Source organism: Prevotella sp. E9-3 (assembly GCF_022024015.1).
Taxonomy (GTDB): domain Bacteria; phylum Bacteroidota; class Bacteroidia; order Bacteroidales; family Bacteroidaceae; genus Prevotella.
This window is the reverse complement of the sequence record NZ_CP091786.1, coordinates 2,819,963-2,834,440: the sequence shown is the minus strand read 5'-3', so window position 1 is coordinate 2,834,440 and position 14,478 is coordinate 2,819,963. Positions and strand designations below refer to the sequence as shown.

The following is a 14,478-nucleotide window of genomic DNA, read 5'->3' as shown; positions in this document are numbered from 1 at the left end:
TTATTTGCCTACAAAGGTAGTCATATCCTGACTATCGGGTCAAAGAGAATTTCAGTGATACACCGAAGTCTTGCGTGGTAGTAGGATAGCTGTTGGCCGAGAGCAGTGGCGTGTTGGTCTGCCGCTCGTAGTAGGCACTCATGCTCAGATAGCGTGAGAGTGTGTATTCTGCCGAGAAAGAAATCTTCAATGCCTGATTTCCGCTGCTGGCAGATGAAACTCCTGAGGCAATATCACGGGTGATGGCTGCCTGATTTCTGAACGACACATCCACGCGGGTGTTCAGGTCGTGGTTAATGCCACCCTTGTTGCTTTGGCGTGACTGTTGCTGATTCTTGTTGTTATCGTTGTTGTCTTTTCCGTTATTCTTGTTACTACCTTTTACCTTACGGCTGTTGCCCATGCCGAAGATGTTGAGGTTGGAGATTTTGTAGCCCATACCAATCACCCAGTCCTTTGAGAGTGCTTCGTTGATCTGTACACTTGTCATGGAGAGGTTCAGCACACGAGTGGTCTTGTACTCCACCTTAAAGGTCATGTTATTGTGCAATGTGACATCAACGCCGAACAATGGCGAGAAAGCCTCATTGATGCTTACCGTAGAGACGTTGTACATCGAAGAGGGGGTATAACTACCGTCGGCTGCCTTCACAAAACCCAGGTCGCCCATGTACTCGAGCCACGAACTATAGCTATTGTAGGAACCGATGCTGAACACCGACTTATAGCCGTGGTTCAGGTTCACGCTCTTGAAGTGGTCGGCAATCCAAGGCAGCTTGGAGAGTCCGCTATAGCGCACCGTCCAGTTGGGCAGTAGTCGGGTCAGTGCAGGGAATATGCTGAGCGATGACGAGCCTCCTGCTGTGTAAGTGCTGAGGAAAGCAGGGATGAGCACATCCGATGAGTAGGGATCGATGGGATTCACAGCCACGGGTGTTCCGTCGGCATTGACGATTGACGGACGTGCATTTCCGTATTGTGCCTGAACCCTTTGGCGGAACCCTTCTATCTTGTTGCGGAACTCATCGAACGAGGCCGAGTAGTAGCCGTTGGAAGCGTCGCCCATGCCTTCGAAGGCACTGCGGATAGAAATGGTGGTCATGTTGAAGGAACCGCTCTGTGTGGTGGGCGAGCTCTCATACATGAACTGTACGCTCTTGGTGCGTGTCATGGTGCGCGAAGCCGTGAGGTCAATCTTCAGATCGGTGACAGGCTCGAGGGTGGCCTTCAGCTGCAGGTCTTCCGTTTTCGACATGGTTGAAGGTGTGGCCACACTGTCGTTGCAGAGCAGCCAGTCGTTGTCGAGTGCTTTCTGCAGGTAACTCTCACCTGCCAGTCCGAAAGCGAAGTCAAGTCCTGGCGAGAGCACACTGCCGGTGCGCTGTCCGAAGGCATCGCCTACATTGGGGATGAATCCGGGGAGAGTCATGGAGCGCTGCTGGCGATAGGAGATATTGATGTTGCGAACCATCATCAGCAGTCGGGCGGTGTATTGTGCCGGTGAATACCACCACTGGTTCTCATAGGGCTCCTTGGGCATCACGCTGATTTTCACCTTCATGCTGTCAGTGCCCCATACCTTGATCTTGTTTTCATCTATCACCTTCCATTTCAGGTTGACGGCCTTTCCTTTGCTGTCCTTGAACGATACAATGAGGCGCTTGGATTTCTTGGCGTGCATCACTTCAATCACCGTGTCGGCCTGTAGCGACAGCTCACGCTGGAAGGTGTTTTTGTTCTTGGGCAGTGCCTTTGTTTCCTTGGCATCGTCCTTTGCGGCCTGTTCACCCTCCTTGGTCTTGGCATTCTTTGTTTCCGGGCGCTTAGGCTTTTTCTTGGCGTCTGGTCTGCGGTTCTGCTTCTTAAAGCGCTCGTTGGTCTTTTTCAGGAATTCAAAGTGATTGTAGAGCGTCTCCATATTGAAGGCACCGTTGATGGTCAGATTGCTGTTGTTTGAGATGGTGTTGCCCAGTGAGGTGCCATCGTCTAGTTCTGTGCCTCGCTGCCATGAGTAGCTGGCATTGTAGGAGGCATCGGTCTTCACCCAGTCAGTGATGGGCAACTTGTCGATAGGCAACTGATAGCTCATGGTAAACGACTGCTGATAGTCGAGGGGTACACCCCAGTGCCTGATGCTGGTCCATACCGAATCCTTCCATGCTGAATAGTGGTCGGGGTAAAGATCCTTATTGATGGGAGTGTAAGGTTCCTCAATCTCGGCATGAGTGGCCGACTGGAAGTTCATGTGCAGGTTTTTGGTGAAGTCCCAGCGCAACTGGAAGTCACGGTTGAAGAGGAACTGCTCACTGAACGAGAGTGGCAGGTTCGGATTTACAGTGTTCTCCAAGTCACGCTCCTGCAGTTCGTAGTAGGTACGGGTAAGCTCTGAGCCGAAGGCAATGTTTTGTGGCAGGAAGTTGAAGCCGATAGCCTTGGGGAAGTTCAGCCATTTAGACTTGCCCTTTACCTTCTTGAACGGTTCCCATGTCTTCAGTACGGGAGAGTAGGTATAGTTCAAAGCACCGCGCCACTGGTCGTCGGTTTCCCAAACGGTAGTCTCACCAGTAGTCTTACGGTGGGCATGGCTATAGCTTACTGAGAAGTTGGCCGGATCATAAGGCATAGGATGCTTTTTGTTCTTAATATCCACACGGGCATTCGATACTGAGAAGTTTCGTGTGATATTGCGTGTCTGTGCGATACTCTCTATAGAATCACGCTCATGACTGTCCTTTGCCGAAGCCAGTGCGTCGTCAAGTTCCATGTCTGAGTCCAGTGGGTTGTACTTCGGACTGATAATCTCTTTCGAGTAAGAGTAGTAAACTGGCAGCGTAACCTTTGCCTTATCTGGGAAGAACTTACCCATTTCCAGATTGGCCGTTACTGCATACGATTTCTGTGTGTCGGTGCTACGCTGCATGATTCCGTCTTCCAGTCCGCCGAATCCGTCTGTGATATAGCGGCCTGTTACGTTCACCGAACCGAAGTCCGACAACTGGACGTTCATGGTGCCCGAAGCGGCCCATCCGCCCTCATTGTTGGTTTCGCGCAGTCTAAGCTCGTTGACCCACACCTCACCCGATTTAGCTGAATTCGACAGGTTGCGCACACCGATAATCATGGTCTTTACTTCTCCCAGCGAGGGGTTACCCATAATACTGATGCGGTTGTTGGGCTTTTCTGGGTCATAGTCGCTGAACAGCTCTGTGTAACTGCCTGTGCCATTGGCTCGTGCCATGTTGCGTGCCTTCTTCAGTTGGGTGAAGATGCGCAAGTCGATGTCGAGCATGTTCTCCTCCGGCCATACCAGAATACGGTCGTTGGGAACGTTCCAGCGATACTGTCCTTCGGGCGTCAGTTTCAGCGGAATCAGGTATTCGTAATAGTTGTTCTTGTAGTCACTGCCCAAGCGGATGAATACTGCCAACTGGTAGTCTTCCAACTGAGTTTCGTTGGGCACCAGATTGTTGGCGTGTACAAACATCTGGAGTCGGCGATAGTTGCGCAAGTCCAGGTTGCTGTTCTTATAGACAGCCTTTGACTCGTTCTGACTCAGATTCTTCACCGTCAGACATAATGCCTGCTCATTGTTCTCTGTAAGCTGAGGCTGAGAGGGATCGGTGGCACGGGTGATGCCTGGTGGCAGCACATAGGCTACGGGCGTGCGGTCGGTATTCTCTTCCACGTTCACGGCACTCATCTCCATTAGTCCAGTCTCTGCTCCCACAGCCGTCTGCAGACTCTTCTTGTACTGGCGCCATTCACCGCGAACCAAGTCGAGCGAACCGAATCGGAGTACGATTGGCTGTTCAAATCCCGTAAGGAACATACGCATGAAGCGGATGGAGGTGAAATCATTGATGGTACCAATCTTGTCCTGATATTCTGCCAGTGGAATACGGTATTGGTACCAGCGAACAGTAGCCGAGTCGCCATTACGTAGTTTGGCATTGTAGTCACGATGGTCCACGATATAGGATTTCGCGCTCTTTGCCCCTCGGTTGTATGCCTGCAGTTCTTCATCGCTGATGGGAATACGGTATTGGAAATAGCGTTCGTATTCGTTCAGGGTGAAGTCCTGATTGATGTCCTCAACATCTGGACCAGTCTTGTAACTGGTATCGTAGCTTTCTGTCTGATTATCGCTGGCAGGAGAGTTGCCTTGCGGATTGTTGATGCGCTTGTAACGGTCCATGATGCTCATTTGCTGATCGTCGAAGTCGCTACCACGGAAGTAGTGATAGTCATCGCCGGCAGGGTCGTTGCGCCAAGCCTGAATCAATGAGTCGTTGGTCACTATACCACTGATAGCATTCAGCCACTGTTGGTAGGCCCCGTACTGGCGTTCCTCGTCGTTGTTCAGTCCATTGAATCCCACATCCTGCAGTTGGCGTGAACCGCTGGTTGTGGCAAATGCGTAGGTCTGTGTGGCCTGCACAGGGATTTTTCCCCACTGTGTGGTGGTGAACTGTGAAGTGCCATCTACGGGCATGCCACTTTCATAGAATTTCTTTCCGTCACAGAGCACATCCTCACTCACTTCGCCTAAGTTGATGTACAACTCTCCGGCGTGACTGCTTGCCGTACCGTTCTTACGCGTATAGATATAAGGGTCGAGCAGCCAGAATTCAATGTACTCTATGTTGGCCTGTTCGAAATCGGTTGTCTCCAGTCGTCGCATCATACCGCCCCATTTCTGCTTTGGATTCTTCAGTGTTCCGTCAGCGTTCATGTCGGTGGTCAGGTTGTAGGGACCTCGTTCCTGCGGATAGTAGGCCAGGTTGAGCACGGGCAGGGTAGAGGTGGCGCCGTTGTAGCTGGACTGGTCGCGGTTGGGGTAGAGTTCGCGCACATATACTTCACGCACATAGTGGTTAGACAGTTGTTCCAAGTCGCTCTTGATATGGCCTGGGGTCAAGCTTGACGAGCGGCGGGTGAAGATGGGATCTACGTTGTACCACGCCAGCAAGGCGCGCCCGTAGCCGCTGCTCACCGTCTCCTTGTCGTCGTGATTAGGGAACATAAAAGGCACGCTCGACAATAACCATGCTTTAGGATCACTCACGTCCAGCAGGTTTTTCGTGTTCTCAAAGTCATCGATATACGAGGCATTGTCCTGTGTTCCACGTGCTTTTCCTGCTATAAGTTGTGCAAACTCGCCTGTGAACGATATCTGCGAGGGCTGCGTGAGGTGCAGCAGGGGCAGGCGGTCCAGCATGTTGGTGAGCCACTGCGATTCCTTTTTCCAGTTCAGACTCAGTCCCCAGATGGTGTTGTTCAGCGGCTCTTCGCCCATCGACACCTTTGTGATGAGGGCCTGTTCCTGCAGGTGCTGCAGGGTGCCGCTCAAGGTGAAATTCTTCGAGAAGTCATATTCCCAGTTGATGCCGAACATCGTTTTGCGCTGCATGCCATATTGGGTGTTGTCCTCCAGACTTACGTTCACATTCGTTCCTGCATCGAGGATGCTCTGATTCAGAATGGTCACCTCACCGGCAGAATAATCTACCGAGTAGTCGCTGCCTTCTTGCAGCACCACACCGCCGGCCGTCACCACCACCGAACCCTGCGGCACGTTGTAGGCACCCAGGGATATCACGTTGGCCGAACTGCCGCGGAACTGTCCGGTCATGATGAACTTGTTCTTCTCGGCATTCTGCTTGGCATACGTCTTGGTAGAGTCGTAGAGTGCGTCAAAGCAGTATTTGTCGGCCAGACTTTCCAGTCCTTTCTGTTTCAAGTAGTTGCGCAGATAACTGCCGAAGGGCTCTGCCGATGGCAGGAACACGCGGCCGTTGTCGATGGTATATCCCTGCACATAGTCAAACTGACCGTTGGCGTGGGGCTTCATGTTTTTGTCCAGTCGGTCTAATCCCATCACCTGAAGCAATAAGGTACTTTTCAGCTGAGCCTCAGGCAGATAACTCAAATATGTACCCGTGGTATCGCTTTGGTATTTGATGTCCAGTCGGAATCCGTCGCGTTCCACGTTTGAGGCCAGGTAGTACACGTTTTTCATCATCAGGCGCCAGTTGCCCTGAGAGGGGTTGTTGCTGGTGTTCTTCAGTGATTTGACGAAAAGCGCCTTGTCGGTCTGCGTCAGGTCGGTAGAGAATTCACCCACCTGATAGGTCTGTCCGCCATAAGTGTACTCATAGGCTACGGCCAGCACTTGGTCAGTCTGCAGTCCTGTTTTCAGCGAGATATATCCCAAGGCGGTGTTCACGGTATATTCGTTCTGCGAGAGCAGTCGGGCTGAAGCCAACTTCTCATAGTCGCTGCCGCCGTAAAATTCGGGTATGGCCTCCAGTCGGGAGGTGATGATGTCGAAGGTGCGAGATGCCGAGTCGATCTGTGCCACCAGCGTCTGATACTCGTTGTTGGCCAGGTTGCTGGGCACGTTGAGTCCTGTAGGGTTCCAGTTTTTATTGCTGATGTACGCATTCTCGCCCAGGTCGGTGAAGGCAATAATGTTGCGCGAGTTGGCCGTGGTACCGCTCTTGTTGGTCACCCACACCTCCACACGGTTTATCTTGACGCCTGTGGTCAGGTTGGGCAGCGACTGCATGGCGCGGTCGTACATCTGTCGGAAGTGGTGTGAGAGGAAGAAGTGTCGGTTCTCTTCGTAGTCCGATACGTTGAGTTCGAAGGGGGTAGTCTGTTTTCCGCCTTTGCTCTGCACGCTTTTCGAGGTAGAGTTTTTCTGCGACAGTACCGTCTGCAGTTTCAGTTTGCCAAACTGCAGGTCGGTGCGAATGCCGAACAGACTTGAGGCGCCCGTCACCAGCGAGTTGTTGGAGGGGAACGACACGTTGCCGGCTTCCACCAGTTTCACTATCTCGTCTTCCTTTCCCTCGTAGCGCAGTTTCAGGTTCTTGGTGTCAAAGTCGAAGGTGGCATCGGTGTTGTAGTTCAAGGTCATGTTCACCTTGTCGCCCACCTTGCCGTTCACGCTCAGGTTTATCTTTTCGTCGAAGTCGAAAGCCGTAGTTTTTCTGTTGCGGATGGGCAGTGAGGGGTTCTCCACATTCTTCATGGTGACGCCCAGTTTCAGTTCGGCCGTTCCCTGAGTCTTGATGCGCACGCCTCCCGGTCCGAATATCTTCTCTGCTGGTCCCAGGTCAAAGTGCATGTCGGTGAAGTCAAACTTTTCCTTACCCTTAGCGGCGGCATTCTCGGCATCTTTCTGTCGGAAGAAAGCCTGTCGGGCCTTCCGTTCGCTCCATTTCATATACTCCTCAGGCGTCATGAGGATGGGGGCGCTGAGATACGAGTCGCCCATCTTTGAACCGAGAAAATAGAGGTTCAGCGAATCGTTGTACACCGTTTCAAGCTTGATGTTCTCCGGCATGTGCAAGTCCAGCGCACTGCTGTCGGCATCTTCAGTAGTCAGTGGTGCGGTTTTCTGAATGCGCCAGCGGGTGTGTACCAGCGAGTCGGGGATGCTCTCATCCTCTGTGGACACCGACTTAGGCTGCGCTTTTGGCGCAGGCTTCTTCGGCTGGGTGTTGTCATCTTGCGGCGGTATGGCTAAGGCCGTAATGCTCAGTAAGATGCACAGTATATAGGCTAAACGCTTCAATTCTCTTTTCTGTATAAAATAATGTGTGAGCCATTCGCGCCCACTTTCTCTATAACGCCAGTCGGGGCCTGTTTATTGCTTTTCGGGGAGAAAATCGGTAAAGTCCTGAACAATTAAAAGAAAACTTTAGAACAAAAACAACATGCTAATAGTCTGTCTGTTATATCCAGTCTGCAAAAGCATTAAAACAAATTATAGCTATAATTTTGAAAATTATGGCTATAATTCCGAAAATTATAGCTATAATTATTTCAACCGTTGTATTTTTTGAAGTCATATATATATTCCGTTACTTAGTAATAGATAGCGTTTTGAGAGTCAATACAATAATAAAGGATGAAATATACAGGTAAAACAAAAAAAAAGTGCTAATATATTTTGAATTATGTGTAATTATATTTATTTTTGCAAAGTAGAACTATTTTAAACCGAATTAGTAAACTAAAAACAAATTATCTGAGAATGAAAAAGATTAATTTACTGGTTACTGCCTTGATGGCGATGGCTATGGGCATAACATTTAACTCTTGTGGGGATGACGATGACGATCCACAAACCAGTCAGAATGAAGAAAAAAGTCCTGAAAGTGGAAAAGCTAAGTCAATTTCCGAGCAGAAAGCTTATTTGGACAAAGTGGCTAACAGGTTGATGGATGAGGTTAAAGCTGATGATTTTAAATCCATAGCAGACCTAGGAACTTATATCAATTCCACTTATGTGAATAAGTATGAGTGGGATGAAGTGGAAAAATGGGCAGATGATTGTTTCAAGGCATCACGTAGTATGGTGGGTGTGTCTGAAACTGATACTGAGACCTATGGGCCTTATGGAGATTCTGATTATTCGTACATGTATATTTATAAAGATATCATGACTAACTATAAGGCATTGTTGTTGGCTTCAAATTTCTGCAGCCAATTCCGAGCTCAGGATGGTCGTTGGGTACGTAGTGCAGCTAATGACTTGGAATTCATCTTTACCGATCAGTATCGTCAGGAGTGTGTGTTGAAATTGACTACAAGTGGAAACGTTAAGAAGGTACATATTGGAGAACTTAAAGAACGCCACTATGATTCTAATACACTATTTAATGAGAATAATGTTGATGTAGTGTATGTCAGAAACAATTATTATGATTATACCGATGCAACTATTGGTGTGCCTGAGCAGATTGTGGTGACACTGACCCAAGGCGGCAAGCAGGTGGTGAAGACCACAGTGAAGATTGATCTCTCTGGTATAGCTGGCGAAGAATTCGATCTGAGCAGTAGTAATTTGTCGCTGTCTGCCTTGGTGGAGTTAAACAACGGTTATAAGGTGAATGTTAGCCAAGTGGCTTACACCCCCAATTCAAAGGTATCAGTATCTGTAGCGCTGACAAAGAATGATACTCCGTTGCTGTCGGCATCAGTGGCGGCCGATCCGTCTGGCATTCCTCAAGCAAACCTGTCGGCACTGGTAAGCAACGAGAGTGAGGCTGATTTTGATAATGTCTCAGTTAAGAATGCCTTTGCCAAGATTGATGTGTTGGGCATGCTTCAGCTGCAAGGTAGTGTGCAGGATGTCAATAAGTTTGCCAGCTACCTTGAGAAAGCTCAGGATAATAAGTATGAAGAAAGTAAGTTCAAGTCATATATGGGGCAGGCTAATAGTCTGGCTACCCTCAATGCTTATTATGATAACACCTCAACTGTGCAGGCTTCTGTGAAGTTTGAGAGCTTCTCAGATAAGAAAATGACTTGGTATAATGGTAATTGGACAGAGCGAACCTACTGGTATATGGACCCAGTATTGCAGTTCTATGATGGCACTTCTTACAGTCTCTCTATGGAAGCATTCTTTGATAGAGACGATTTCAAGGCTGTCATTGACAGATTCGAGCGTGTGGTTGAGCAATATGCCAAACTGATTGAAGAAGATAAATAATCACTCTGTTTTTCGAGAAAATGTCGATGTGTAGCCTTTTCAAAAGCTGCTTTCCGACTGCATTCATGCTCTGCGCTTTTTCTTTCTCTGCCATTGCGCAAGAGGAAGAAAAAGCGTGGAGCTTGTCATTAGATAGTATTACCGTTCGTGGCTTCCACTATACATCTTCTGTGAAGACCCAGCGTGATGGCTCAATACGTTGGGATATGCAGATGATGGATGACCTTCCCAAGATATTGGGAAATGCTGACCCCTTGCATTACACACAGATGCTGCCTGGCATACAGACCAATAATGAGTATAAGAGTGGCATCAATATCCGTGGATGTGAGAATTCTCACAATTTGATTTCTATTGGCGGTGCCCCCATCTACAATGCCAGCCATCTGATGGGCTTCTTCTCTACTTTCAATGCATCACACTACAAAGCGCTCTCGCTTCATAGAAATGCAACACTGGGCAGTACCTCAAACCGCCTTGGTGGTGAACTGAATATGGAACTTCCCATTGACAGACCTGACTCTTTGGGAGGCGAACTGGCTTTAGGGCTTATCTCCTCACAAGCCACCCTCCGCACACCATTAGGACAACGCACAGGTCTTACGGCATCTGCACGTCTCTCCTACATGAACCTGCTCTATAGTCGATGGCTGAAGGCTGATGATCAGCAGTTGCTTTATTCTTTCTATGATGCCAATGTTACTCTTAGTCACCGGATTAACGACCGTCATTTGTTGGTGCTTGATGCCTATAGCGGTAATGATAGGCTTGAGATGAACGAATCCCACTATTTGGCCGAAATGGGCGACCATTGGGGTAACAGTATGGCTGCCCTTCATTGGTTTTACGATAGTAGGGAAGACTTTAATATGCATACTATGGGCTATGTGACTAACTACAACAACAAGTTCAGTCTCATAATGAATGATGCAGATTTTCAATTGCTATCCGGTATCATTGACATTGGTCTTAAAAGCACAGCCAACTACCGTCGCTGGCACTATGGCATAGAGAGTGTTATGCATCACGTGGAGCCACAATCGCTAAAGGCTGATGGGAGTTTTAATAAAAGCAATGGTCACACTTCCACCACCAATTCTCTTGAAACATCGCTCTTCGTTGAGTATCAGCAGCCAATAGCCGGGAATGTGCAGGCGGTAGCCGGATTGAAAGGGAGTCACTATCTGTATGATGATAAAAAGTCTTATACCAGTGCCGACCCGTCTGTGGCTTTGTTATACGATGATTATATGACATTGCTCTCCGTCAGTTTCTCTACAAAACATCAATATCTGTTTCAGACAGGTTTCTCAAACATAGGGCTTCCGTCGGAATTTTGGTTGTCGTCCAGTGATAAACGTAGGCCCCAGTATGCTTATATCTATTCTGCAGGTGCTTCTCGCTATCTTTTTGGTCGCCGATATCGTTTGTCGCTTGATGCCTATTATATGCAAATCAATCGCCAGATAGAATACAAAGGTTCAGTTCTCGACTATGTTAACAGTACCTACGATATTGAGCGTAACCTGATTTACGGCAAGGGTTATAACTATGGATACAGTGCAATGTTACAGAAATGTACAGGTAATATTACAGGATGGGTGAGTTATACGTTTACGCGAGCCCGACGCACTTTTGAGGAGGAAAATATGAAAGGATATTTTCCAGCAGCTCATGAAAGACCCCACGAACTCACGTTTGTCGGCAGTTACTCGCTCAACCCACATTGGAGTTTTGGATCAACCTTCGTCTATGCCACTGGTACTCCCTTCACCGCCCCCCGTCATATTGCATTTATAAACACCAATTTCCTCATTGACTATGGAGAGCATAATGGTAGCAGACTGAAACCTTATGCGCGTCTCGACCTTTCAGTAAACTACAAGTGGCACACACGATGGTTCAAAGAACAAGGTGTGAATCTGTCAGTCTATAATGCTACAGCCCATCGCAATGAACTCTTCTATTATGTCAGTACCAAGGGTGGAGTCCAGTTTGCCTATAAGCCGGTGACTTTTGCTATTGATGTTCTGCCCTCAGTCAGTTATTATTGTAAGTTTTAGCTATGAGATTCTTTCGTCTTTTCATAATAGGTTTTACCACCATGTGGCTAATGGGCTGTAGTGATGATTATGGTGTTGAACAAACTGAATCGGCCCTTGTCGTAGAGGGATGGATAGAAAATGGTGAACCGCCAGTGGTTTTAATTACTACGACACTTCCCATTACCAGCGAGTATCAGAGTATAGAAGATTATCAGGAATTCCTTGTTAAATGGGCTAAGGTTACGGTTTCTGATGGCGAAAATAGTGTTGTGCTTACGGGAAAGTTTGACAAAGGGTATTATCCTCCTTATGTTTACACTACAGGTTATATGATTGGTCAAGAGGGAAAAACATATCATCTCACGGTAGAGTATGACAACTATTATGCAACCGCTACAACCACCATACCGAAGGCACCTCAGATTGATTCGTTCAAAGTGGAAAGGGTGGAAGGATCGGACTCACTCCACTATATCAAGGCTTGTTTTACCGATAATCCTAATGAGAAGAATTACTACCAGTTCTTTGTTCGTGAGGGAACTCAAAGTCGTCAGTTCATAGGATCTTATTTGGGAAGCATTGACGACGTTGTACTTGACGGCCCTACAGAAGTGCCTGTCTATAGGGGCCATCAACTTATCGGAGATAGTTATATACCTTATTTCTCTGATCGTGAGTTGCTTACCATAAAGTTTGCGCAAGTCGATGAGTGTTCTTTCCATTTTTGGGACGATTATCTTAAAGATCAGAATCTTTCCACAAATATGTTTTTCTCTTCCCCCCTTGGCGTTCGAACCAATGTTCAAGGAGGCATCGGCTATTGGTGTGGCTATGGATGCAGTACTTACTATTTTTTTCAGCAGAATCTTGATGATGCTGAAAAAAATAGTCTTTGAAAATCCTAATTTTACGCGCGTTAGGCTATACCTTTACTCCTTTAACTTTCAGTTACTTTATCTGTTTCAGTGCGAGTTTCACCACCTGTTCTACGGGTAGGGCAGGCTGTTCCTGCAGTATGGCCACCACCACCTTCTGGGTGGGTGCAGGCGCAAAGCCCAACATGGTGAGGGCTGCCACAGCCTCGTCGCGTACGGCATTGTTCACAGGCGAGGCGATGGAACCGCCGGCGGGAATCTCTTGTGCAATACCCAGTGCTACGATTTTGTCTTTCAGATCAACGATGATGCGCTGGGCCGTCATCTTGCCAATGCCCTTCACTGCCTGAATCAGTTTGGCATTGCCGGTGGAAATGGCATTACACAACTCGGCAACGCTCATGCCTGACAATACCATGCGGGCGGTGTTTGCTCCAACACCACTGACAGTGATGAGCAACTGGAACATTTCACGTTCCTTTTTATTATAGAAGCCATAAAGCACGTGAGCGTCCTCGCGAATGGCTTCATGGATATAAAGCTTTACAGGCTCTTTGGCAGCACTGCCAGGGTGAGAAAGGTATTTCTGGCAAGCAGAATAAGTCGTAAGGGTGATATTCAGACCGTAACCCACTCCTGCTGCTTCAACTGTAGCCATGGCAGGAGTCAACTCGGTCAGTTCGCCTTTTATGTATTCAATCATCGTAGGATTTTTTGTTTGTATATACAATGAAATAACGGGCTTTGTTCCGTTTTTATTGCATGAAAGACGATGATGGCAAAAAAGTTGATGAGATGAGGCGCTGTTTTTCTGTTTTTTCTGTACTTTTGCAGATAGTTATGAAAAGAGTTTTCTATATATCGCTGTTTTTTCTTTGCTGCACTGTCGGTGCGTGGGCACAGGATAGTCTCAGGGTGCGGTTGGACTCGCTACTGGCCAGTGAACCGCTGTTGGAAACATCGCAGGTGGGACTAATGGTATATGACCTGACGGCCGATTCTGCTGTCTATACCCATAACCACAGGCAGACCATGCGTCCGGCTTCTACCATGAAGGTGGTGACTGCAGTTTCGGCCCTTCACTATCTGGGAGGCAACTATCAGTTGAAAACTTCGCTAAGCTATTCAGGCGAACTGAAGGACAGTACATTGACAGGAAATATCTACCTGACGGGCGGCATGGACCCTATGTTTGACCATACCGACCTGCGCGACTTTGCCGAACGGCTCAGATGGCTGGGGGTGGATACGCTGCGTGGCTCTATCGTCACCGACCGTTCGATGAAGGACACCCTGCACTGGGGCGAGGGATGGTGCTGGGACGATGACAACCCTACGCTGTCGCCTCTGTTGGTAAATGGGAAGGCAAACTTTTTGGAACGTTTTATTGTTGAACTGACCGATATCGGCATAGTGATAGACAGCCTTACTGTGTTTGAAGATCGTCCACCATTGGATGCCATCCCTCTTGCCGTCGTTCATCATAGTATTGACCAGTTGCTGCTTCGCATGATGAAAGAAAGCGACAATCTCTATGCCGAATGTCTGTACTATCAGATGGCTGCCAGCTATGGACTTAGGCCTGCGAGTGCCATTGGTGCCCGTTCAATGGAGAAACAGTTGATTAACACCTTGGGACTGGACAGCGATCGGTATCGACTTGCCGACGGCAGTGGACTGTCACTGTATAACTATGTGTCGCCGGAGTTGCTGACTGCTCTGTTGCGCTATGCCTATCAGCAACCCGGCATCTATGCTCACCTGTTGCCCTCGCTGCCCGTTGCCGGACAGGATGGTACCTTGAAAAAGCGTATGAAGAACACACCAGCCGAAGGCAATGTGCGTGCAAAGACGGGCACACTGACGGGCATCATCTCTTTGGCCGGCTATCTCACGGCTGCCAATGGACATGAATACTGTTTCGCCGTGATCAATCAGGGCGTGATGAGCGGCAAGGAGGCCCGCAATTTTCAGGACCGACTCTGTAGTCTGATGTGTGGAAACAAGGGGAGTGAAGAGTGAAGAATGAAGAGTGAAAAATCTTTCTCAA

General features: G+C 48.3%; 6 protein-coding genes. 4 read left to right on the top strand and 2 right to left on the bottom strand.

Annotated elements, in window-relative coordinates; translation table 11 throughout:
• Window positions 1-31: 31 nt before the first annotated feature.
• A complete protein-coding gene (gene sprA / locus L6475_RS11075; protein ID WP_370641605.1) occupies window positions 32-7,582 on the bottom strand; it encodes a cell surface protein SprA in 7,551 nt (2,516 codons plus the stop codon).
• A 462-nt stretch (window positions 7,583-8,044) separates the two neighbouring features.
• Here sprA and L6475_RS11070 point away from each other — a divergent pair, with 462 nt between their 5' ends.
• The 3 genes from L6475_RS11070 (at window position 8,045) to L6475_RS11060 (ending at window position 12,449) form a co-directional block, all read left to right on the top strand.
• Window positions 8,045-9,508 carry a hypothetical protein gene (locus tag L6475_RS11070; RefSeq protein WP_237820020.1) on the top strand — a complete coding sequence of 488 codons (1,464 nt, stop codon included), beginning with the start codon at window positions 8,045-8,047 and terminating at the stop codon, window positions 9,506-9,508.
• A gap of 65 nt (window positions 9,509-9,573) precedes the next feature.
• Complete coding sequence (locus tag L6475_RS11065) at window positions 9,574-11,571, top strand: TonB-dependent siderophore receptor (protein WP_237820018.1); 1,998 nt, start codon at window positions 9,574-9,576, stop codon at window positions 11,569-11,571.
• A gap of 2 nt (window positions 11,572-11,573) precedes the next feature.
• Window positions 11,574-12,449 carry a DUF4249 domain-containing protein gene (locus tag L6475_RS11060; RefSeq protein WP_237820015.1) on the top strand — a complete coding sequence of 292 codons (876 nt, stop codon included), beginning with the start codon at window positions 11,574-11,576 and terminating at the stop codon, window positions 12,447-12,449.
• A gap of 52 nt (window positions 12,450-12,501) precedes the next feature.
• Here the strand turns inward: L6475_RS11060 and ruvA are convergent, their stop codons facing one another.
• Entirely contained in the window at window positions 12,502-13,131 is a 630-nt protein-coding gene (gene ruvA / locus L6475_RS11055) for a Holliday junction branch migration protein RuvA (RefSeq protein WP_237820013.1), read from the bottom strand.
• Window positions 13,132-13,268: 137 nt separating this feature from the next.
• Here ruvA and dacB point away from each other — a divergent pair, with 137 nt between their 5' ends.
• On the top strand, window positions 13,269-14,450 hold the full coding sequence (gene dacB / locus L6475_RS11050; RefSeq protein ID WP_237820011.1) for a D-alanyl-D-alanine carboxypeptidase/D-alanyl-D-alanine-endopeptidase: 1,182 nt from the start codon (window positions 13,269-13,271) through the stop codon (window positions 14,448-14,450).
• Window positions 14,451-14,478 lie beyond the last annotated feature (28 nt).